Source organism: Mesorhizobium erdmanii USDA 3471, assembly GCF_000472705.1.
In the GTDB taxonomy this organism is placed as follows: Bacteria; Pseudomonadota; Alphaproteobacteria; order Rhizobiales; family Rhizobiaceae; genus Mesorhizobium; species Mesorhizobium erdmanii.
This window is the reverse complement of record NZ_KI421454.1, coordinates 249,778-272,761: the sequence shown is the minus strand read 5'-3', so window position 1 is coordinate 272,761 and position 22,984 is coordinate 249,778. Positions and strand designations below refer to the sequence as shown.

General features: G+C 58.6%; 15 protein-coding genes and 1 pseudogene. 10 read left to right on the top strand and 6 right to left on the bottom strand.

What is annotated here, in order from left to right:
* The first annotated feature begins 10 nt into the window (after positions 1-10).
* The 7 genes from A3AU_RS0131710 (at position 11) to A3AU_RS0131675 (ending at position 9,371) form a co-directional block, all read left to right on the top strand.
* Positions 11-964: an ABC transporter permease gene (locus A3AU_RS0131710; RefSeq protein ID WP_027056445.1), complete on the top strand. Its 954-nt coding sequence runs from the start codon at positions 11-13 to the stop codon at positions 962-964.
* On the top strand, positions 961-1,818 hold the full coding sequence (locus A3AU_RS0131705; protein WP_027056444.1) for an ABC transporter permease: 858 nt from the start codon (positions 961-963) through the stop codon (positions 1,816-1,818). Before A3AU_RS0131710 ends, A3AU_RS0131705 begins: the two co-directional genes overlap by 4 nt.
* Positions 1,811-3,886 carry an ABC transporter ATP-binding protein gene (locus A3AU_RS01000000136560; RefSeq protein ID WP_051355521.1) on the top strand — a complete coding sequence of 692 codons (2,076 nt, stop codon included), beginning with the start codon at positions 1,811-1,813 and terminating at the stop codon, positions 3,884-3,886. Before A3AU_RS0131705 ends, A3AU_RS01000000136560 begins: the two co-directional genes overlap by 8 nt.
* Before the next feature lie 29 nt (positions 3,887-3,915).
* Positions 3,916-5,364 carry an amidase gene (locus A3AU_RS0131695; protein ID WP_027056443.1) on the top strand — a complete coding sequence of 483 codons (1,449 nt, stop codon included), beginning with the start codon at positions 3,916-3,918 and terminating at the stop codon, positions 5,362-5,364.
* 115 nt (positions 5,365-5,479) lie between these two features.
* Positions 5,480-6,652 carry a M24 family metallopeptidase gene (locus A3AU_RS0131690; protein ID WP_027056442.1) on the top strand — a complete coding sequence of 391 codons (1,173 nt, stop codon included), beginning with the start codon at positions 5,480-5,482 and terminating at the stop codon, positions 6,650-6,652.
* Positions 6,653-6,660: 8 nt separating this feature from the next.
* Entirely contained in the window at positions 6,661-7,422 is a 762-nt protein-coding gene (locus A3AU_RS0131685; RefSeq protein WP_027056441.1) for an aspartate/glutamate racemase family protein, read from the top strand.
* 410 nt (positions 7,423-7,832) lie between these two features.
* The gene (locus A3AU_RS0131675) at positions 7,833-9,371 is read left to right on the top strand and encodes a gamma-glutamyltransferase family protein (RefSeq protein ID WP_081709744.1); all 1,539 of its coding nucleotides are present in this window, start codon (positions 7,833-7,835) and stop codon (positions 9,369-9,371) included.
* A gap of 649 nt (positions 9,372-10,020) precedes the next feature.
* Here the strand turns inward: A3AU_RS0131675 and A3AU_RS01000000136555 are convergent.
* Positions 10,021-11,097 carry a phosphotransferase gene (locus tag A3AU_RS01000000136555; protein ID WP_032918500.1) on the bottom strand — a complete coding sequence of 359 codons (1,077 nt, stop codon included), beginning with the start codon at positions 11,095-11,097 and terminating at the stop codon, positions 10,021-10,023.
* A 14-nt stretch (positions 11,098-11,111) separates the two neighbouring features.
* On the bottom strand, positions 11,112-12,440 hold the full coding sequence (locus A3AU_RS0131665) for an aspartate aminotransferase family protein (protein ID WP_027056439.1): 1,329 nt from the start codon (positions 12,438-12,440) through the stop codon (positions 11,112-11,114).
* A gap of 523 nt (positions 12,441-12,963) precedes the next feature.
* Between A3AU_RS0131665 and A3AU_RS1000000141050 the strand changes: the two are divergent.
* Positions 12,964-13,277: pseudogene (locus tag A3AU_RS1000000141050) on the top strand (transposase); the annotation flags it as partial.
* Here A3AU_RS1000000141050 and A3AU_RS01000000136550 read toward each other — a convergent pair.
* From A3AU_RS01000000136550 to A3AU_RS0131645, 4 genes are all read right to left on the bottom strand, one after another.
* On the bottom strand, positions 13,221-14,273 hold the full coding sequence (locus tag A3AU_RS01000000136550; protein WP_051355519.1) for a 2-dehydropantoate 2-reductase: 1,053 nt from the start codon (positions 14,271-14,273) through the stop codon (positions 13,221-13,223). The pseudogene A3AU_RS1000000141050 and the gene A3AU_RS01000000136550 sit on opposite strands and share 57 nt — an antisense overlap.
* Entirely contained in the window at positions 14,270-15,787 is a 1,518-nt protein-coding gene (locus A3AU_RS0131655; protein ID WP_032918498.1) for an acyl--CoA ligase, read from the bottom strand. The genes A3AU_RS01000000136550 and A3AU_RS0131655 overlap by 4 nt, the downstream gene beginning before the upstream one ends.
* Positions 15,788-16,435: 648 nt before the next feature.
* Positions 16,436-17,962, bottom strand: a complete 1,527-nt coding sequence (locus A3AU_RS0131650; RefSeq protein ID WP_027056437.1) for a malonate--CoA ligase — start codon at positions 17,960-17,962, stop codon at positions 16,436-16,438.
* A complete protein-coding gene (locus tag A3AU_RS0131645; RefSeq protein ID WP_027056436.1) occupies positions 17,959-19,368 on the bottom strand; it encodes a malonyl-CoA decarboxylase in 1,410 nt (469 codons plus the stop codon). The genes A3AU_RS0131650 and A3AU_RS0131645 overlap by 4 nt, the downstream gene beginning before the upstream one ends.
* A 157-nt stretch (positions 19,369-19,525) precedes the next feature.
* Between A3AU_RS0131645 and A3AU_RS0131640 the strand changes: the two genes are divergently transcribed.
* Entirely contained in the window at positions 19,526-20,176 is a 651-nt protein-coding gene (locus A3AU_RS0131640) for a GntR family transcriptional regulator (RefSeq protein ID WP_027056435.1), read from the top strand.
* Between the two features lie 1,297 nt (positions 20,177-21,473).
* Complete coding sequence (locus A3AU_RS0131635) at positions 21,474-22,700, top strand: ATP-grasp domain-containing protein (RefSeq protein WP_027056434.1); 1,227 nt, start codon at positions 21,474-21,476, stop codon at positions 22,698-22,700.
* The last annotated feature ends 284 nt before the right edge of the window (positions 22,701-22,984 follow it).

The following is a 22,984-nucleotide window of genomic DNA, read 5'->3' as shown; positions in this document are numbered from 1 at the left end:
AGCAGACCTGATGAACCGCTTCCTTGCCCGACGCTTCGCCTTTTCGTTGGTGACACTCTTTGTGCTGAGCCTGATCGTGTTCTTTCTCGGGCAGATTCTGCCCGGGAACGTCGGCCGAACTATCCTTGGCCCTCTCGCCGATCAGCAAGCGGTCGATGCGCTGAACCACCAGCTTGGCGTCGATCGACCGCTCCTCGTGCAATATGGCGCGTGGATTTGGCCTTTTCTCCAAGGCGACATGGGCCAGTCCTACATCTATCGTTCCCCTGTCGCCGCCTTCGTAGTTCCCGCGCTCGGCCATTCGCTGAAGCTTGCGGCGGTGGGCTTCCTGCTCGTCGTGCCGCTTGGCATCCTCGGCGGGGTAGTGGCTGCGCTGAAGGTAAATCGGCCACTTGACCGCGTCATCAGCCTCGGCGGCCTGTCGGCGACCGTGCTGCCGGAATTCGTCAGCGGCATCGTGCTGATCCTGATCTTTGGCATTTGGCTTCGCTGGTTGCCGATCGACGCCGCCTGGCCTGATGGCGCGGGACCCTTGATCCAGCTCTACTACCTGGTCTTGCCCGCGATGACACTCGTGCTCGGGCTGTTCGGCTACATTGCGCGCATGGCAAGAGCGGGCATGATTGAGGCGCTCGACTCCGACTACACCCGCACTGCCGTGCTGAAGGGCCTGCCTTGGCGCCTGGTCATCTGGCGGCACGTACTCAGGAACGCGCTGCTGCCGACCATCACGGTCATCGCCAGCCAGACGGGCTACCTCATCGGCGGTCTTTTGGTGGTGGAGACGTTGTTCCGATATCAAGGGATTGGGTCTCTGATCTTCAACGCGGCCAAGGCCAAGGATTTCCCGATGCTACAGGCGTGCGTGCTAATCATCGGGATCACCTACGCTGTGGCGACATTGCTCGCCGATCTCCTTTACTCCTTCCTCAACCCACGCATTCAGATGGGAGACGGCCAATGACGGGCTTTGCCGCCGCTGCGGCCCCGAGCCGGCGTCAGGAGGTCTTCACGGCGCTGTCCCGTTCCGGCGCCTTCCTGACCGGCCTAACCATCGTGCTCTTCTGGGTGGTCTGTGCCCTCTTCGGCCGCGACTTGGTGCCGTACGACCCGCTAGGCGAGGATATCCTGAACGCGCTAGGGCAGCCCTCTGCAGAGCATTGGTTCGGGACCGACCAGATCGGCCGAGATATCTTTTCCCGCGTCATCGTCGGCTCGCGCGACATTCTGACCGTCGCGCCCCTCGCGACGATCCTGGCGACCGTTGTGGGCACAGTGCTCGGGCTTCTCACCGGCTATTTCCGAGGCATCATCGACGACATCGCCTCGCGCCTGATCGAGGCCACGATGGCAATTCCAGGAGTGATCGTATCACTTCTCGCGATTGTTGCGCTAGGCACGTCCGAGACCACTGTCATCATCGTCATCGGCCTATCCTTCGGTCCGGGCATCGCCCGCACTGTCCGCTCCGCGGTCCTGTCGGAGCGGGAGCTTGACTACGTCGCAGCCGCCAAGCTCCGCCATGAGAATTCAGCCCATATCATGTTCGTCGAAATCCTACCCAACATACTCCCGCCCATCCTCGTCGAATCCACGGTGCGCCTCGGATATGCGATCTTCGCAGTCGCCACGCTGAGCTTCATCGGGTTCGGCCTTCAGCCACCCTCGCCGGATTGGGGGCTCTCGATCTCCAACAATTACTCGATGATCAGCGGGGGCTATTGGTGGACTGTGCTATTCGACGCGCTGGCGATCGCTACTCTCGTGGTGGGGATAAATTTGACGGCCGACGCGTTGCAGGAGGCGCTCGATGGTTGAGCCAGCGCTGCGCCTAGACCGACTCTCGGTCGATTATCGCGCCGGAGGCCGCAATCGCGCTGTACTGCGCGACGTGAGCTTTGAGATTGCCCGTGGTGAGGCGTACGGGCTGGTCGGCGAGTCGGGCTGCGGCAAGTCCACCGTGGCGCTGACCGTGGTACGCTATTTGCCGCGGAACGGCAGGATCACTGGCGGGGCGGTCACGCTCGACGGAGCGGACGTGATGCGGCTTGGGCCCCAAGCGCTTAAGGACCTGCGAGCAAAAGATGTCTCGATGGTCTATCAAGACCCTGGCAAAGCGCTGAACCCTTCGCTGAAGGTCGGACGACAGTTGGTCGAGGTGTTCGAGGTGGTGGGAGTTCCGCTGGCCGAGCGCGAAGCTCGTGCGCTCGAGATGCTAAAAAAGGTGCGGATCGCCGATCCCGGCTCGGTAATGCAGCGCTATCCGCACCAGCTTTCAGGCGGGATGCAGCAGCGGGTGGCGATTGCCATGGCGCTGGCGAATGATCCGACAATGCTGATCCTCGACGAGCCCACGACGGGCCTTGATGCCACCGTGGAGGCCGAGGTCCTGGACCTCATCACCGATCTCCGGCGCGAGCTTGGGACCTCGGTCCTGTTCATCAGTCACAACCTCGCCGTAGTGGCGAAAATGTGCGACCGCGTCGGCGTCCTATACGCGGGGATGCTGGTGGAGGAGGGGCCGACACGAGAGATCTTCGGCTCACCGCGCCATCCATACACTATTTCTCTCTTGCGGTGCCTTCCGCGGGGTGGGCAACGAAAGGACCGTCGACGGCTCGACACCATTCCGGGCTTCCTGCCCACCGCCGGCATGCTGATGCCCGGTTGCCCCTTCGCCGAGCGCTGTGCACTGGCTGACAACCTCTGTCGGACGGAAGTTCCGAAGCTGCGGGCTGTTTGCGGTCGGCTCGTGCGTTGCCATTATTCGGATCGGGCGGTCGACCTTCCGCGTAACACGCCTGCCGACGTGGTGATGCCAAAGCCTACAATGGGGGGCGCGCCGGTACTGCGCGTCAGCAACCTCTCAAAGACTTACGGCCAGGGCAGCCATGCGATCCGTGCGGTCGCCGACGTATCGCTAAGCTTGCTCCCGGGGGAAACACTGGGTCTAGTCGGTGAATCCGGCTCCGGCAAAACCACGCTGGCCCGAATGCTCCTGGGCCTGGTGCCGCCCGATCTCGGTGGGACCATCGAGCTTGACGGCAATCCCCTTGCCGCCAGTCTCGACCGACGTCGGGATGAAGAGGTTAAGGCGGTGCAGATTGTCTTCCAGAACCCGGACTCGGCGCTGAACCGCTCCCATTCTGTCTCCCGCATTATTGGGCGTGCGTTGCGCAGGCTGGGCGGCTTCCGAGGCGCCGACCTGTCTAGCCGTCTCAATGCGCTCGTGGCGGCCGTCCGCTTGACGCCCAGGCACCTAGCTCTCCGCCCGCGCCAGCTTTCCGGCGGGCTCAAGCAGCGCGTCGCCATAGCACGAAGCTTCGCGGGCGACCCTCGCATTGTGGTCTGCGACGAACCCACCTCGGCGCTTGACGTTTCGGTCCAGGCCGCGATCCTGAATCTTCTCGCCGAGCTTCAGGCGGCCCGCGCTGTCAGTTACGTCTTCATCTCTCATGATCTTGGCATCGTGCGCTACCTTTCCGACCGAATTGCCGTGCTCTACCTCGGGCGGATCATGGAGATGGGGCCATCGGAGCGCGTCTTCGAAGGACCAAACCACCCTTATACCGAGGCGCTTCTTTCCGCGGTCCCCAACCTCGATGGCACCCGGAACACCCGCATTCGGCTATCTGGAGAAATTCCGTCCGCGGCCAATCCGCCTTCAGGATGCCCCTTCCAGAGTCGATGCCCGCGCAAGATCGGCGCAATCTGCGAGATATCAGAGCCACCGCTGACTGAAGCGGAGCCCGGCCACGTCATCCGTTGCCATATCCCGGCAGCAGACCTTGAGCGCCTCCAGCGGGAATACAAAGCCGGCGCGCGCAACGTCGAGGCGGGTCAGGAAATTGAGACTGCGGTTATTGATGCGAGCCATCAATATTAACTACCCCATCGAGTAAGGACGTAACCAACATGAAACTAAGCGAATACGTCGATCACGATGCCACCGGTTTGGCCTCTCTTGTGAGAACGGGCGAAGTGACGCCCTTGGAGTTGACGGGGCTAGCCCGGCAGGCCCACGACGAAATCAATCCCCGCATCAATGCCGTCATTGAGTTCTATGAAGATGCTGAGACTGTTGCCGGCTCGGACGGAGGGCTCTTCCATGGCGTGCCTTTCCTTCGTAAGGATAGCGGGGCCACCGAAGCTGGCCGGTTACAAGAAGATGGAAGCCGTCTACTCAAGGGCTTTCGTCCGCAGACAGATAGCTACTTTATTCGCCATGCCAGGGACGCCGGGCTCCGAACGCTTGGAAGAACGACAACACCGGAGTTCGGCACCTCCGGATTCACCGAATCCATACTCAATGGCATCACCCGCAATCCATGGAATTTGGAGCGCTCCGCGGGCGGTTCCTCCGGGGGATCCGCGGCGGCGGTGGCCGCTGGCATCACTCCGATTGCCCATGGCAACGATGGCGGTGGATCAATTCGCGTCCCTGCTGCCTGGTGCGGCCTTGTCGGACTGAACCCGTCCCGTGGGCGTATTTCTGGCGGCCCGAACACCCAGGACACAGGGTTTGGCATACCGCGCGAGTTCGTTCTATGTCGGACTGTGCGCGACATGGCCGCCGCGCTTGACGTCTTTTCCGCTCCTCATCCCGGCGATCCTTTTATCATCGTCCAACCAAGCCGTCGCTATGTTGATGAGCTTTCCCAGCCCACGGGGCGGCTGAGAGTGGGGGTTGCCAGGACCAAATGGGGCGAGATCGATGTCGAGCCAGAAATCCTGAACGCTGTCGACTCGGCGGCGGCACTTCTTGAGGAAATGGGGCACATCGTGACGGAAATTGCGCCACCGTTAGAGCCTGAGGAGCGCAAAAGGCTACGCATGACAATAATGCAAGGAAGGTTCAGCCTCAGCCGAGCTTCACTTGAAGACACAGCACGCGCTATGAGGCGCCCAATCAGCGCAGACACCTTGGAGCCAGTGAATCTCAAGCTTCTCGAACATAGCCGAGATTCACCGCCATCGAACTTTGCGGACTTGCTTGAGGCCTTGCGGAGTATGCGGTTCCGTGTCGGGGAAGCGATCCAGCCGTTTGACATTCTGTTGACCCCGACGATGCCAACCGTGGCGCTACCGCATGGCACCGGTACTTGTACAACGAACCCAACGGTCTCTGCAAAGGAACACATGGACGCGAATGAGGCGCTATACGCGTATCTTGGGATATTCAATGTAACGGGACATCCATCGGTATCGCTACCCTTGGCACAAAGCCACAGCGGACTGCCAATCGGCCTCCAGATCGTCGGCCGCTTTGGCGATGAGGCTACGCTGGTTCGAATTGCACGCGATCTGGAGGAAGCCAGACCGTGGATCGACCGGCGACCAAGTGTTCGAGCAGGAGTCGGTTAATGTGTGCGCGTCCGGAAGCTGGCCGATTTTTGTTCCCGTGGGGGCTGCCATCAATAGAGGGCGCTCGGTGAAACGGCGCGGATGAAGGGCGTGAGCCCGAAAGTGAGGTTTGAATATGCTGTTATTCGAGCGATCAGAATATTTGACGCGTGTCGCACGTGTAAAGAAAGCGATGGAGCGCCAAAACATCGATGTGCTGCTCGTCGCGTCGCCGGCCAATCAGTTCTGGCTTACCGGCTATGACGGATGGTCGTTCTATACACCCCAAATGGTTGCCGTGAGTTTAAGGCAAGAAGAACCGATTTGGATCGGTCGGAAGATGGATTCGGTCGGAGCGAAGTTCACTGCGTTTCTCGCCGAGAAGAACGTCGTCCCCTATCCGGACCAATATGTTGGCTCCTCCGATCTTCATCCAATGCAGTTTGTCGCCGAAGAACTGCAGCGCCGCAGTTGGGATGGCGGAACAATCGGAGTGGAGACTGACGATTATTACTACACGGCCAAGTGGGATGCCCTTCTCAAGAAGCATCTTACAAATAGTAAGTTCGTCGACGCCTTTCTGCTTATCAATCGCTGCCGGATGGTAAAGTCCGAACGCGAACTCGAGTTTATGCGCCAGGCCGGCCGAATCGCTGCTGCAGCACAACAGGCAGCATTCGATGCGGCGCGACCCGGAGTGCGTCAGTGCGACGTTATGGCCGAAGTCTATCGCGTCACAACAGCGGGATTGCCCGAGTTCGGTGGCACGTTTCCGTGCAAGCCGCCCAACGCCATGGTGGGCGAATATTGCGCCGCGCCGCACCTGTCATGGACCGACGCGCCGCTTGTCGAGAACGACCTCTTCTACATCGAACTCGGCGGCGTCAGGCATCGTTATCACTCACCCCTTTCCCGGTGCATCTACCTTGGCAAGCCGCCTGAGCGTATGGAGTATGTCGCCAAGGTGATTGCCGAGGGCCTGAATGCAGTGCTTGAGAAGGTGCGCCCGGGCGTGGTGTGTGAAGAACTGGCCGCCGCGTGGAAGGCGGTGATCTCACGATACGGCATCGAGAAGGATGGCCGAATTGGCTACCCGGTCGGCATCGGTTTTCCGCCAACTTGGAACGAACTCACCGCCAGTATCCGCGCCGGTGATCGGACTGAACTCGAGCCGAATATGACGTTCCATTGCATTCCCGTGATCTGGATGGAAAACTACGGGCTCGTAGTTTCGGAAACATTTGAGGTGACTGATCGAGGCGTGAATTGTTTGGCCGACTTCCCACGCACCCTGCTATCCAAAAAGTGAGGTCTGTGATGAAACGCGGTTTGCTCACGGGCGGACACAACCTTTATGGTCACAGAATAGGCATACTGATGATCGAGGGGCGTTTCCCTCGACCGCCCGGTGCTATCGGTAACGCGTCGACATTTCCGTTTCCCGTAATGCATCACGTCGTGAAGGGAGCTTCCGGGAGTCGAACGGCGCGAGATCTCGGTGTACTTGATCCAGCAAGCAGTGAATTTCGGAAGGCGATTGAGCCGTGGCTCGAAGGCGCGCGCTACCTTGAAGATCAGGGATGCCGGGCGATAACCACCTCATGCGGGTTCGCCGCACTCTTTCAGTCTCATTTGCGCGAAGCAGTCAACATTCCGGTTTTTGCCTCGTCGCTGATGCTCGTGCCGTTCATTGCCGCGACACTTCGAACAGGCCGAAAAGTGGGAATAATCACTGCCGAAGTAGCCAGCCTGACCAGGCGACATTTGAAAGGAGCTTCCATTGACCCCGAAACTATCCACGTCATCGGCATGGAGGGGTGCGCTGAATTTGCTGCGACGGCTTGGGAAGACAGGAGGACGCTCGATTTTGCCGCTGCCGAGGCCGAGACAGTGGAGGTGGCCAAGAAATTGGTCGCCGATCGGAAGGACATAGGCGCAATACTCCTCGAGTGCTCGTTGTTTCCGCCCTATGCTGCGGCAATCCAGGCGGAAACGCGCCTGCCAGTTTTTGATTTCACTCATTTGGTGACATTGGTGCACAGTGCGTGTGCGCGCACGGCCTTTTCGGGCCTCCTATGATGCATATCGCACAGTTCCGGGCGCAGGGGACTAGCGCCTTCCAATTCCTGTTCAGCGATTTCGGAGTCGAGACGATAAACAACTGACTGGTAGCAGAGAGCAAATGACCCTAGAATTACAACGAGGTGGATGAAATCTGGAAATCCGTAGTCTTGATCACACACAGTATCACAGAGCCGGTAATGCTGGGAGATCGCGTCGTGGTAATGACGCCCATCCTGGGCGCATCCATGAGATCATTGAGGTCCCGTTGCCGCGGCCACGCGACTTTTCGTCTCTACGTGACGTCAGATTTTCATAGCAATTGCGAACGCATAAGAACGTTGATGAATGCATCAAGATTTATGGAGTAACCAAGCGTGACCGCGAACATCAGAAGCGAAACGTTTAGGTCGCATCGTCCTGTAGTTATGGGCGAGCGCGGAATGGTCGTCGCTGGGCACCCCCGGGCTTCAGAGGCAGGTGTGGCGATGCTACGTAAGGGCGGAAATGCAATGGATGCCGCAGTGGCGGCGGCCGCAACCCTTGCGATTGCTATTCCGTTCATGAATGGCCTTGGCGGCGACGCAATTGCTCTTCACGCGGGGCCAAATGGAGATGTCACCGCGATAAACGGCTCCGGCCCAAGTCCGCGGTCAATATCGGTAGCGGCTTTACGCAAGCGTGGGATTATCTCGATGCCGCGACGTGGCCCAATTCCGGTCACCGTGCCCGGTGTGGTTGCTGCTTGGGGCGAAGCACTTGAGAAGTTTGGAAGTCGCTCACTGATGGAGGTCCTTGAGCCGGCAATCGCGCTTGCCGAGGAGGGTGTTGGGCTCGATGTATCAGCGGTCGATTTTTTTAACGGAGATGAATATGCGGAGCTCGTAGGCGAATTCCCCGCGCTGGAGGCCAAATTCGGTAAGGCTGGCGGGCGCCGCCTCGGAGAACGTTTGAAGCAACCCGAGGCCGCCGATACGATGCGGGTCTTGGCTAGGCAGGGCTGGCAATCATTTTATTCGGGGAACCTTGCCCGGCAATGGCTGGCGGAAGCACAGCATCAGGAGGTTCAAATCGATCTCGAAGATCTCGCGGCGCATGCGACTTCCTTTGAAGGAGCACTGTCTATGACATGGCGAGGGCGGCGGGTCCACGTGGCGCCCCCAAATTCTCAAGGGCTTGCACTCCTTGCCATGCTTGGTCTTTCCGAAGCTCAGCCGGCTCCCGCGCCGTCAGACGGATCTGATCCGCTTATTGATCCGGTCTCTTATCTAGCGCGGAAGAAGGCCGCGTTTGGCATACGCGACTCCTACTGTAGTGACCCGCGCAGGATTGCTCTACCGCAGGACCTTCTCTCGCCTGATCGGCTGAAAACGTTAGCGCTTGAGGCCGCACCAGCCATAAGCCTCTCAGGAGGAGGCGACACCTCTACCCTGGTCGTCGTGGACGCCGCCGGTCATGCCGTGTCTTGGGTGCAATCGTTATTCGAGACCTTTGGTTCGTGTGTTGTTTGTCCAAGCCACGGGATCGTCTTACACAACCGTGCAATGCTCGAGTCCCTCGATGACAACCCGCTGCGGGGTTTGCGCGGTGGCTTTCGGCCTTTCCATACGCTTTGCCCCGCCTTGGTGACTTCAGACGAGGGCGTGGAGCTTGCGATTGCGACACCTGGTGACCACGGACAGCCGCAGTCCCTGTTTCAAGTTATCCGGCGTCACTTCGAGCAGGGGCTTGATATTCAGGCCGCGATCGAGTGGCCGCGCCTGCGTCATGACCAAGGTCGGACTGTCATGCTGGAGGCCAGATGTCCGCCCGATTGGGACATTCCTCTCACAGATGCCGGTTTTGTAGTAAAGCGACTGGAGAGCTGGTCTCGGATGATGGGGGGTGTAAACGCGATCCGAAAATGTGAGGGCCTCCTTATGGGCGGAGCGGATCCGCGACGCTCCTCCTATGCGATTGCGGAGTGAAGCGCGCCAGATCCTTCGCTGTGGATCATGCTCGCGCTTCAGAGCCTGACCTTCTTATCATACGCGACGGAGCCCTGCTGAAGCGTGGCTCATGGGGATTGCGTCTGGTCAGCCCATCTCATGGTCGATGGTCACGGTTCTTGCCGCATAAGATTAGCGACTCATTATCGCGCCGACATGCCTCCCGTGTATCTATGTCCCAAAAGTGCGAGGGCGACGTGCGAGTTCCATAGCCAGGCTACAGGCGCTTTTTAGAAAAGTCATTCATGGGCGCGCGGCTTAAGGTCGCTTTGCACGGCCTATGGCAACGTACTCCACTAAAGAAGATTTTTGTGGATGCGCAACCCAAGTCAATCTTCCTTCACCTCCAACAGCGTAACATACAACCTCGTGAAGAGTGTCAGAAAACAAAAAAGTTGACGCAGGTTCTGCGGCGTGGACCTTTTCGATTGAATACGAGAGCCAACCGTAACTTCCCTTGGGAATGTTTGCTTGGCTAGAACGGTCCTGTCAATTGCATCTAGTCATTGCAACGTACGGTCGCCGCAGTGCGCGATTTATGGAGTGGTGAGCAGGAAAAGCGAAAAATCGCGCCACGCACAGCCCACGTGTGTTCGCTCGCGGCGCACCACGCCTCCGGTTGCTGCGCTTAACCACCAGGAGCAGCGGCGCGGGAGCAGAATCGCGCAATGACGTCATCAAGTGGTACTGCCATGGCCCGCTCTAGATTCGCCCAGTAGTACTCGGCGCTAGCGAGTAGCTCATCAGTCTGGTCAGGTGCACGTTCCGCCTTCCAGTACCTGATCAACGCGAGCATGGTGAGCCGCGCGAGAGCCGCAACTGGCAAAAGTGGAAGTTCTGAATCATCTATTGGCCGGCTCTGCTCGTACCCGGCGACAAAAGCAAAGGCATCGTGCCAAGGGTGATCCTGAGTGCGGCCGATCAGGTGCGCTACCGTATTGGCAGGATCAAAGATCACCGCGCTATGGACAGCGTCACCAAAGTCAAGGACGGCCTTCACGAAGACCTCGCTGTGCGGATCCACCACTACATTGTTGGGAGCGTAGTCGCCGTGGATTACTTGCATCTCGAGACTCGGCAGCCTCGGCAGCACGACTTCTTCGAAGATATTAAGCACTCGCTTAGCCAGCAATCGGTGTTTGGGGTCTGGCGCGTATTCAACAAGTCCGGCCCAATGGAGGAAGTGCCTAATATCATAAACTAAGCTGCGCGCGGCAGCTGGATGCCGAAATAATCGCAGCGCAACGTTTACTCGCCCTAGTATGTGTCCCACCTTGGTCAACTGCTCAATGTTGGCATCCATTTGCTCCCATAGTAGACCCTTGACAAAGCAGAAGACACTGAGCGTTCGACAGGTGCCATCGCCCAAGTCGATCGGAACGCTATCTCTTTGATCAAGGGTAGGCTTGATCCGCTGGATCGGCAAGGCGTTAGCGGCATCATCAAGATAACGCATCGCCCCAATCTGCAACGCCGTCATTTGTTCGGGCTCGTCAGATGGTGAGACCTTTACGAGGTATTCACTCGCATCGGCTTTAAGCCTGAACGTGTGGCCTTTTTCACTGCCCAATCGTTCAAAATGCCCACTGAGTCCGAAGTGCTTCCCAAGCACGCTTTTCAACAGCAAGGGGTCAATAGATTCTCTTGATGAGAGCAGGCTGCTATCCTCCAGGAGCCGTTGCAACACATTGGGAGATCTTTTCATGTTGTTGGAACCTTCTAAAGCAGCAGTTTCGCTACGGCGGCAAAGGTTTCTAGGAGTCGGGATACATCGGCAGCGGTGAAAGCGACTGGAGGGCGAACTTTCAGCACGTTACCCGCCGGCCCGGTTCGACTGATTAGAACTCGACGATCACGAAGGTCTTTGATGATGTTTTCGCAACGAATGGGATCGGGCTCGATCGTCTCTCTGTTCTTGACGATCTCGATACCAAGGTAAAGTCCGCTGCCTCGGATCTCTGAGACGTAAGGAGAATTCCGTGTTAGCGTATCAAGCCCTGCGAGCAAGGTCGCTCCGTTCACTACGACGCGTCCACGCACGTTCTCCTGTTCGAATACATCGAGCACTGCGGACGCTGCGGCCACTGAAAGGGATCGGCCGCCCAGCGTGTTGAAATAGCTGACCTTCTGTCCGAATTCGTCAGATACTTCTGGACGGAAGGCGACGCCCGAGATAGGAAAACCGTTCCCAATTGCCTTGCCCATCGTGACAATATCCGGAACCACGCCGTGCCGGCTGAATCCCCACATTGAATCTCCAAGCTGAGCGAACCCCGATTGAACCTCGTCGGCAATGTGGAGGCCACCAGCGGCATGGACCTCGTCGACCATTGCTTGCATAAAGCCCACAGGATGGGTAAAAATGCCGTCGGAGGTGAAAGCGGAATCGGCGATCAAGGCTGCGAGCCTGTAACCATGCCGATTGAGGTCATTAATCGCGGTACGCACTTGCTCCCGCATATAATTCTCAAGTGATTGTTCAGATGCGCAAAGTCTAGGGTCAGGAGCGGTGATAAGCCGGACGTTGGGTCCGAGCGGGGAACCTGCACCCAGCATTGGCGAAAAACTAGCAACCTCACGCGTACGGCCGTGAAATGCCCATCGAGTAACTATGATTCCCTCGCCGCCTGTATGGAACCTCGCGACCCGAACGGCGAGATCATTCGCTTCGGATCCAGTGCAGGGCAAACTTAGCTTCGACAGCTCAGCTGGGAATGTTGCAAGTAGCCGCTCAGCATACACCACCAGTGCTTCTTGGGGGTAGCGCGTGTCAGTGTTGATTGATGCTATCTGGCGCGACACGGCGTCTGCAACATGCCGGTGCGAGTGGCCGACGCCCTGAACGTTGTTAAATGCGTCGAGATAATCATTGCCTTCGCGGTCTACCAAGTGGGCGCCAAAACCCGAGACAAATTCAACCGGTATGGTTTCTGAAAACTGGTAGCCAGGTCCGAGGACGGTGTTCCGGCGTCGGATAATTTCCTGGAGTCGATCTGGGAGGTCGCTGACGCCGCTCGGGTCAATCCGCTTAGGGGGGCGCGCAGTCATTTCAGCCTCCCACCGGCAACGGAGCCTTCGTCGGGTCAGCTTCTATCTTGCGGACAATAGCAACGCTTCGCATAACGACGGCGGGTTCAGCTTGGATGCGAGCCATTGCACCCGGGACGTTAACTGCTGGGGAAAAGCATCCGTTCATTCGGAGTGTCCTAGCGGCTGTAATCAGTGCCATGTTCACAATCGGCAGTAGACAGCCGGCGGCCGCGGGGGTCCAATGCATTTTGGAGATTGGTATGTTCTCGCGACCAGATGACTCATGCACCGCGGCGGCCGGAGCGCGGGCGTCCGGTCGGTCGCGATGCGCCGGCGCAATTCGCCGGCGCTCTGCGCGTCATCCCCGACGGCCGCATCTGTCGTGACGCCCCCCAGATCCTAGGGCAAGGGTTAGCTCCGGGTTCAAGCACACTCATCGTGAGAGGTAGTGTACTGAGAATTCTACAAATTCGCTGAGAGAGGGCGGTCATGGCAGACCGTTGATGCTCAACGTCACCGATTCCGGCGAAGGAACGCCACCATGACCAAGATTGAAAGTAAACCGCCAGCGCTGCCGTCATAGACATTCTTCTTTCGAACTCTGATGGACTCAATGAAGTCACCCGTGCGGTGATGCAGAAGGTGCTCGAGGCCGAGATGGACGAGGCGCTTGGTGCTTCGAACGGCGAGCGCACGCCGGAGCGCTCCTTGATGCGAACTGTTGACACCTGGGTGGAGAGGGCTCGAATTCGAGGAGCTACGACCCTTCCCGATAAGTCGCATCGTTACGGTCCGATCTCAATGCCTTCGCGACGTCTGCGACACCTGATGGCGCTTCAGTATGAGCGCTTCCAGGCTTGGCTTACGCTCATAAAGTCCAAGAATTTGGCCTTTAAGCCGCAAAAGGGCCGCGATTGAATCGAGATGGGGTGTTGCGATGTTCAGCCGCCGCGCGATCTCGATAACTGAAGAGACGATGGGATCGATCTCCAGCGGTCGTCCAAGTTCAATATCGTGCGTAGTCGACGGCTTGTGTCCCACGATCTCCGCACCGCCTCTAATACGCTGTTCGATGCCGATTGCAAAACGCGCGCCGATTGCCTCGCCCACGGCGCGGCACTCTCCCATGATATCTTGAACAAGCTGACGACATCCTCCGTTGGCACCGATGATGTCGAGGCTGGCCCCAGTCAGGGCAGAAACCGGATTGAATGAGCAATTTCCCCAGAGCTTAATCCAGATTTCGTCGCGCAGCCCTCGCTTTCGGGGGGCCTTAAGGCCGCCCGTGATCATCAATTCCGAGAGTAAGCGGACGCGTTCGCTTTGCGAGCCGTCTGGCTCGCCGATAGTGAAGCGGTTGCCGCTAAGGTGCCGGACGACGCCCGGTTCTGGAATATCGCAGGCTGGATAAACGACACAGCCGATCGCCCGGTCTGGACCAAAGAACTGCCATTGGACCCCGCCTGGGTCAACGCTTTCAAGCCAAGTTTCGTCCAACGATGTTCCAGAATTTGCGTGGTGGAAATACCACCACGGGACCCCGTTGACGGCAGGCACGACTGCGGTTGCAGGCCCGAGTAGGGGTTTGAAGAGATCGATCACAGGAGCCACGGCATGAGCCTTTAGGCCAACAATGACGTAGTCCTGTTCGCCCAACTCGCGCGGATCGTCGGTTGCCCGAACCCGAAATGTCCGCTCGGACTTCTGTTGGCGTAGTTTCAGGCCGGATGACCGGATTGCTGCCAGATGCCGTCCGCGCGCCACAATAGAGACATCGGCGCCCGCGACCAGCAGGGCGGCGGCTAAGTAACCGCCGATGGCACCAGCGCCGAAAACGCAAATCCTCGTCATAGACGTTCCTTTGCGAGCCCGAGCGTCTTTGCCAGACCGATGCGTTGGACCTTGCCGGTGGGTCCCTTCGGCAACTCCGCCAAGAACAGCACGGTTTTTGGCACTTTGAAACGCGCCAAGCGTTTGGCAGCGAAATTTTGCAGTTCCACCGCCGTTGGGGATGTTCCTTCCACCAGCACAATTGCCACGGCGACCTCCTCGCCTAATGATTCGTCCGGAATCGCGAAGGTCACGACCTGGGCGATGGCGGGATGCTCCAGTAGAACGGCGTCGACTTCCAATGGCGAGACCTTTTCCCCGCCCCGGTTGATAATTTCCTTTATGCGACCAGTAATTCGAAGGTAGCCAGACTCGTCTAGGTAGCCTTGGTCGCCAGTGCGAAACCAGCCGTCGACAAAGCTCGCCGCGTTAGCCGCCGGATTGTTCTCGTAGCCGGCCATTACGTTGTCTCCCTTGATGCAAATCTCGCCCTCCTGCCCCACGGGCAGCATTAGGCCGGCCCGATCCAGAATGCGGATTTCGGGACCGGCGGCCATGCCAACGGAACCTGGCCGTTGTTGACCATGCGTCACTGGATTGGACGCCATCTGGTGCGTGGCCTCGGTCATGCCATAGGCCTCGATCACCGGGCAACGGAATGTCTGTTCAAGTTCCCGGAATACCGGGGGCGGCAGCGACGCTGAAGACGAGCGGACGAAGCGAAGGGCGAGGTTGTTCAGGATCTGTTCGTTGCGTCGTGCGCGCACCAGGATTGCCTGATGCATGGACGGGACGGCAGAATACCATGTTGGTTTCTCGTCGGCCACCCAATTGAAAAATCGTAAAGCATTGAAACCCGGTGTGCAGCAAACGGACGCACCAGCAGCGACGGATGACAGCACGACAGCAATCAAGCCGTGTATGTGAAACAACGGCATGATGTTCAGGCAGTGATCCTTGGGCGAAAGCTCCAGGGTTCGACCAATATTCCGTGCCGAAGCGACAAGGTTGGCGTGTGTAAGGGGTACGAGTTTCGGCCGCGACGTCGTTCCGGACGTATGCAGGACCAGCGCTTCGCTGGTTTTGGTAGGCCAAGGGACCTCAACCTTCTCCTCCGGCCAAAGACGGAAGAAGCCGGCAACCGCGTTCTCGCCAATTTCCAACTCACAGACAGGGATGGCAAGCCGGGCAGCGACAGCGGCTGCCACCTCCCCTGAACGCGATTCGACAATTAGCAACTTGGGCCTCAGGTCGGCGAGGTAGAATTCGTATTCGGCATCCTTATAGGCAGGGTTTAGCGGAGCTGCGGAGGCGCCCGACGCAACCGCCAAGAAGCATGCCGCCATTTCCGGACCATTCGGCAGCACGATCGCGACGCGATCGCTAGGTCCGATGCCGCGCGCGGCAAGCTGGCGCTGCGTAGCCGCAATCAGATCTCGCAGCGCCTCGATAGTCATGGGACGCCGCTTAGGCGCCGTGAAGGCAATATTGGCACCATCGGCGGTTGTAAGAAGTTCGGGTATGGTTATTGACATCTGGCATCCCGCTTGTCAGAGCCAATCCGGCGCGTTGTTCAGTAGGCAGACCGGATGGGTCTGCCGTGGCAGCGGATCGCCCGCGGATCTGCACGGGACCCGCTCCCTTGACGGGCCATGGCATTGCCGGTCTGGGCCGTCGCTTGATGATCCAATGTCAATCCCCTTCACTATTTGAGACTCGTCCGCAGCGGCGGGCTGAGTCAAATGCAGTGTTTATATCGTCGTCATCTGACTTCGAGATGCACTTGAGGCGACGATGGCCCACCTGAAACTGCGAAGTGCCCGCTTATCTGAAGGAGTCGAAGCGTTCTGTTCCGCCCGACGGAATCGGCTCCGCGCGAAATTAACCGAATCGCTTGGCGTCCCGTGGCAGCGATGACGAGACTTCGGACACACAACGACCCTTTGAGTCATTTGCTCACTCGGGCTTTGCAGCCGGGAAAAGAACGAACACTGGGAACTAAGGCCGCAGCACCCCGAGCCGGAGCCCGAGCGCGAACGGGTGGCCAAATAACTAAGCGCCACATCGATCGCCTGGATCGTCGCGATGACGAAAATAGCGACCAACCAACTAGAGAGACTTTAATGCCTCCAGCGCCGTAGCTGCGGTTTCAGGATCGAAGATTATGTCGGCGAGCCTTCTTGCTAGGAGGCGCGGTTACGATCCAAGTATAGATCGGCGTATTGTTGTCGAAGGACGTTCTTCTGGACCTTGCCCATTGTATTGCGCGGCAAGTCCTCCGTGAAGATAATGCGCTTGGGCTGCTTATAGCGCGCTAGCCGATGCTTGAGAGCGCACAAGATTGTTTTTTCATCAAGGGCGGACTCTGGCTTGCGCACGACAATCGCCGTCACACCTTCTCCGAAATCGGGATGCGGAACACCGATCACGGCGCTCTCCGCGACACCCTCGAGTTGGTCTATCTCGCCCTCGACCTCTTTCGGATAGATGTTGTAGCCGCCCGAAATCACTAGGTCTTTGCTGCGGCCGACAATGTGGACATAGCCGCGCCTATCGATCTTGCCTAGATCGCCGCTGATGAAGAAGCCGTCGTCGGTGAACTCGGCTGCGGTTTTTTCGGGCACGCGCCAGTAACCCTTGAAGACGTTCGGCCCCTTGATCTCGATCATGCCGGTTTCTTCCCCAGACAGTGCGGCTCCGGTGGCTGGATCGGTCACACGCACCGTGACGCCCGGGAGCGGGAAGCCCACCGTCCCGGCAATCCGGTCTCCGTCATACGGATTGGAGGTATTCATGTTAGTTTCGGTCATGCCGTAGCGCTCCAGGATGGCGTGCCCGGTGCGGTTCTCGAACTCGACGTGTGTCTCGGCAAGCAGCGGTGCCGAGCCCGATATAAAAAGGCGCATATTCGCGACCCATTGCCTGTCGAGACGCGGGCTTTGCAGCAGGCGCACGTAAAATGTGGGTACCCCCATCAGCATTGTTGCCTGGGGCATCAGCGAAATCACCTCGTCCGCGTCGAACCTCGGCAGCAGAAACATTGAGGCGCCCGCGAGCAACGTGACGTTCGTCGCGACGAACAGCCCATGAGTGTGAAATAGCGGCAGGGCATGGACGAGCCGATCTTCGGCGGTGACGCGCCAGTAGTCGCGTAACGTCATCGCGTTCGAGAGCAGGTTTGCATGGGTGAGCATCGCTCCCTTGGAGCGCCCTGTCGTTCCCGAAGTGTAGAGGATCGCTGCCAAGTCGTCCGGCGAGCGCGAGGCATCGACAAAGTCGGATGGCTCGTCACGTGCAAGATTGAGCAGGGAGCCGCTGCCGTTAGCCTCCAGCGTTTCAATAATCGCCCAGTGAGCCTTCGCAATCTTCTCAACGTTCTCCCGAGCAGCCGAAGAAACGACCACCAGGCGCGGCTCGGCATCGCCAATGAAATAGCCGAGTTCAGTCAGCGTATAAGCGGTGTTGAGCGGCAGATAGACCGCGCCGCTGCGGATACAGGCGAGATAGAGCATCAGGGCCTCGGCGCTTTTCTCGGCCTGCACCGCAACCCGGTCGCCAGGGCGAATGCCAAGCATTTCCATCGCACTGGCGAGGCGGCCCGAAAAGGCGAGCGCGTCATTGTAGGTCCAGATGCGGCCGTCGTCAGTTCGAATGAACGGCGCCTCGCCGGGCGAGTTTGCTTGTATAGCGTCAAAAAGATAGTTGCTCACTTTTTTCTTTCTTCGATCCTCTGTGCGAATGGCCGGGAGCGTGGCTGGCGCTTGACTCCGCGCCGGCTTTCGCCGCTCTGGTTGAGCAAGCTCCTGACCTCGGGTGAGGCGATCACTTCACCGCGCTGGGCGAGGGCCTCGTGATTGGCCACGATGTCCTCGAGCTTGTAGAGGTAATTGACCATCAGACCGTGTGCCTGCTGCATCGCCTTGGTCGAGCGGTCGCCGAGAAAATTCAGTCTCTCCAATCGAGCGCCGTTGCCAAGATGGAATCGCGCCACCGGATCGACCGGCCGGCCCTCCGGCGTCAGCTCGGTCATGAAGTAGCGTGCTGCGAGCGGCAGCAATACAAGCTGGACCTCGACCGCCATGCTCTCATTATCGGGCCATCGCGTATCGTCGAGCAGCATTAGCCTTTCGCGGTTCCCATCTGAGAGCACGTCGGTTGCCGAACTGCGCGCCTCAGCAAGCCAACGGGCGAAGCCCGGTGCCGGTGACAAAGTGACGAAGTGTTTGAGGCCGGGGAGATCCCTGCGGAGGTCTTCGACGACCTGCTTGATTAGGAAGTTGCCGAAAGAGATTCCGCGCAAACCGTCCTGGCAGTTGGAAATTGAATAGAAGACCGCAGTCGTCGCCTCATCAGCATTGATCTGTTCCCTGTCCTCATCGAGCACGTCTCTGATCGCGGCAGGGACGGACCGGGTGAGCGCCACTTCGACGAAGACGAGCGGTTCGTCCGCTAGCCTCGGATGGAAAAAGGCAAAGCAGCGACGGTCGGCCGGCGCTAAGCGGCGACGCAGCTCCTCCCAGTCGGCGATTTCGTGCACGGCCTCGTACTTGATGATCCTTTCGAGAATGTGGGCTGGCGTCGCCCAGTCGATACGCCGAAGCGTGAGAAAGCCACGATTGAACCAGGATCCTAAGAGATGGGTGAAATCGGCGTCGACCGCGTGAAATTCAACAGACATTTTTTTCCAGGAAAGAAACTGCTGGCGCATTCTGACGAGCTTGGCCGTGCCGTTCGGCGCATGATTCAAGCGGCGCAGAAGCTCCTGCCGACGCGGTTCTGCCGCACGGTGTAGAGCCATGATTGCAGCAGAACTCCTGTCGTCTCGGTACTTTTCGATCGCCCGGTCGAGCTTCGTCATGTCGGGGCCGAACTTTTCATGAAGCATATGCAGAAAGTCCTGCGCATCCCCCCTACCAAGTGCGCTCCAGCGATCGACTATTTCGGTGGCTAGCGCCATGCCTGATGCTTCGCCCCGGCTAGACAGCAGCATTTCACAGAGCGTTTCGAGATCGGCTTCGGCTACACCTAGCGTGATCCGCGAGCCGGAAGACAAAAGCGTGCGTCCGCGGTCGGTGATGTTCTGCAGCATGTCTTTGAAAAAAGAGGTGTCAGGCATGCCTATCTCCCCTTAACTTCGCTCGCCTCGGTTTCGGGCGCTAGCGGCTGCTTCCCATCGTCGAGTTTCCCGGTAATATAAAACACGTCACAATAGGCATACGACATTAAGACACGCGTATACAAGAACTTTGGTTGTGGATAACGAAAGCGCACCTATGCCCGAAACTGTTGGCCGGTGGCTCCGAGACGAGATTGAAAATGCAGTCCTTTCCAACGAGTTCTGCCCTGGCGAGCGGCTCGACGAAATGGTGCTCGCCAATCGGTTCGGAGTGTCGCGGACGCCGGTGCGCGAGGCGCTGATGCAGCTTGACGCCATCGGCCTAATTAAAATCCGGCCCCGAAGAGGTGCCGTCGTGATCGATCCGGGACCGCACCGAGTCTATGAAATGTTCGAGGTGATGGCTGAACTGGAAGGGCTCGCCGGATCACTGGCTGCCCGCCGGCTGAATGGCGAAGCTCGCGAAGCGATCACGGCCGCCCACAAACGTTGCGAACTCTCAGCCAGGGCCGGCGATAGCGACGACTATTACTATGCCAACGAGGAGTTTCACAAGGCGATTTACGCGGCAAGCCGGAGCGAGTTTCTGCAGGAGCAGTGCATCCAATTGCACCGTCGCCTCCGACCGTACCGCAGGCTGCAGCTGCGCGTGCGCAATCGCCTATCTACCTCGTTTTCGGAACATTGCGCAATCGTAAACGCCATCGTCGCGGGGGAAGGGGAGGAAGCCCGCCACCTGCTGCGGACGCATGTCGGCGTGCAGGGCGAGAGGTTCAGCGATCTGGTCGCGAGCATGGCAACACGATGAACTAGAATCTCAGGCAGTAGTCGCTCGCGCTTGAAAAAGAGACTCTCGGTGATGGACATCTCTGGAATAGGGCGAGCTGCTGCATCGCTTCAGAAAGGCTGAATTCTTCACTACGCTGCGGTGCGATGCGCGGCACCCTAATTCATCGTTTCTGAATGGCCTTCCGACGACGTCCTCAATGGAATCTGGGCTGAGCGCGAACCTGCGGTTCGTAGAATCGTAATGGATGACCGAAACTGGCGCGACTGACCGTCTTGGCGGTTGATCTGGCCTTCGACAGGGCTCGTGCCAGGGCTGGGTGAGCGCCGCCTGGACAGTCTCTGTGCAAGGGATGCCAGTTCGCTGTTCATGGCATTTTCGATCCATTGATTGACTCGCCACGTATCATTGTCGGGAGGAAGGCCAGCGCAGCTCTGGACCGAAAGTCAAGCGTCGCGGCTTCGACGCAGCAAGGCGACCGGCCATAGGTGGCCCCCCCCGCCCGCAACGAGCGGCCACAGCACTCCGCTAAATTCGCGATGGCGGCCGCGATTGCGCCTGTGAATAACTCCTGTGCGAAGACCCGCAATTCGATGAGCAGACCGAGCGCCGGGCCAAGTCAGCCGTGGTCGGAGTTCCGGAGCATATTCATCCAGATTGTAGAGGAATCCGCTGGCGCACTCGAGGCGATGCTCGGCATCGAACTATTCCAGCGACCGCATGGCCGCCTCCGCCCGCTTGCTCGGGGACATGATCTATGCGGAAATACCATGTGCGCATCGAGCGGACGAACAACTGGGCTCGACGGGATGGCTTTGGGGCGCATCCGGGCAGAAGGGTGAGCGCGCTTCCTCGAACAGCTTCAGGTAGAAATGCACTCTGGCGCATATCGGCCTAAATTTAGTCATGCGCGGCGCAAACTCATCACCGAGGCCGATAAATCATCGCAATTCGGCCTTTGGGCATCCCACGATCAAGGATCGTGCCGTCCAACGCGCGGGGTCAAGACACTTTGTGCGAGGCCGGACCGAGCACGCATAGCGCGTTCGGAATGTAACTGTCGGGCTGCCTTGCCGCAGAAGTGCGTCAAGCCGGCCAAGGCCGGAGAGCAGGACGACCAATGCTGACGTCATGCCACGGGTCATGATCGTTCCTGAGTCAGCCGCTACAACAAAACCTTCCAACAATTTCACAGAACTTTTACGACCGTCGATCACGGCCAATGGTAGGTTCAGCGCAAGGTTTGAGGTCCGCCAAGAAAGCTGTGCCGGTCTACGCGACACCGCCGTACAGCACGCAACGTGGGAGTTACCAGCCAATGGCAAGAAGAGCGCTCGTCCTGGTTGAAGGCGAAAGCAATATGCTGCGATACGTCCAAGCGGCCCAGCGTCTTGGGCTTCATCCAATTGCCCTGTCGGCGGATCCAGCTCAGTACGACTATCTTGGGGCGGAAGGAATTGAGGTGATCGGTGTCGATACAGACAATGTTGATGCCCTGATCGGCGAATGTTCCCGGCTAAGTGCGACCTATGATATTGCTGGCATTACGAGCGCCCAGGAGTCGGTCTATGCGACGGTTGGCAAGCTCTGCCGGCATTTCGATCTACCAGGACCGAACCCCGCATCGATTGAACGATGCTACGACAAAGTTACTCAGCGCCAGCTCCTCGGCGAGGCCAGCGTTCCGATACCTGCTCACCGCGTGGCCGAGAATGCGACGGCCGTGGAGAACTCTGCCGCGGAGATCGGCCTGCCGGTGGTTGTGAAGCCCGCGGTGGGCATCGGCAGCATCGGTGTCCGACTGTGCCGCAGCGTCGATGAGTTGGCCGAGCATACGGCCTATCTATTGGGCGGAGAGCACGTATGGCGGTCTTCGCCGAGGATACTGGTCGAAGAATTCGCACAAGGCCCTCACTATATTGCTGAGATAATGGGAAGTGAGGTCATTGGAATTACCGCCGCTGACTTCGGCCCCCCGCCCCATTTTGTCTTCCGTAAGTTGATCTTTCCGGCCCCGCTGACTGATGACGAGCATGACCGTATCGCCGATGTTTCGAAAAACAGTTTGCGAGCTCTCGGCCTGGGTTGGGGACCAACGTGCATTGAACTCCGGTGGACGAAGCGTGGCCCAGTCGTCATTGAAGTCAATCCGCGACTTGCTGGCGCGCCCGATCCTCAACTGGTTCAGCTAGCTTGCGGTGTCGATCTCATCACCGAGCATATCAAGCTTGTCATCGGCGAGGAATGGAATTTGCGCAGAAGGCATTCGCACGTTGCGGCAGCACGGAAATTGGTTGCTGATAGCGATGGCACCCTTGATTGGATCAGTGGCGACAGTGAGGCGGCTGCTGTATCGGGTGTCGCCGAAGTCAAATTCTATGTTAAACCCAAGACGCCGATCGTTAGGGAAGGCAATTGCCGAGACTCCATCGGGTATGTCATCGCGGTTTCTCCCACCCTTGCTGAAACCGAGGCGATACTTCACCATGCCGCAGACTTAGTCGGCTGGTCGATCACGCCATTTCCGACCGCCCTTGACGAATAGGCACAATCTGCGGCCCCGGGCCGGGGCATCGCGAACAGGTGGGCGAGGACATCGCGAACAGTTTTGCATGCTATCGAGCCAGGTGTTGAGGTCGATGGTTTCTATTTTCTGATGTCTGAACCATGCGTCGAAGACGCCGTCTGTGGCGGTGGCCTGAAGGCGACGCTCTCCTGCGAAAAGTCCTGCACAAGCGCATGGGGCCATCAAGCTTGGAGACGAAGCCGTGCTGCTGGTCGTGGCGGATGAGATCGTCCTTGGCGTATTCAGCTCGACCCTGTCGCGAT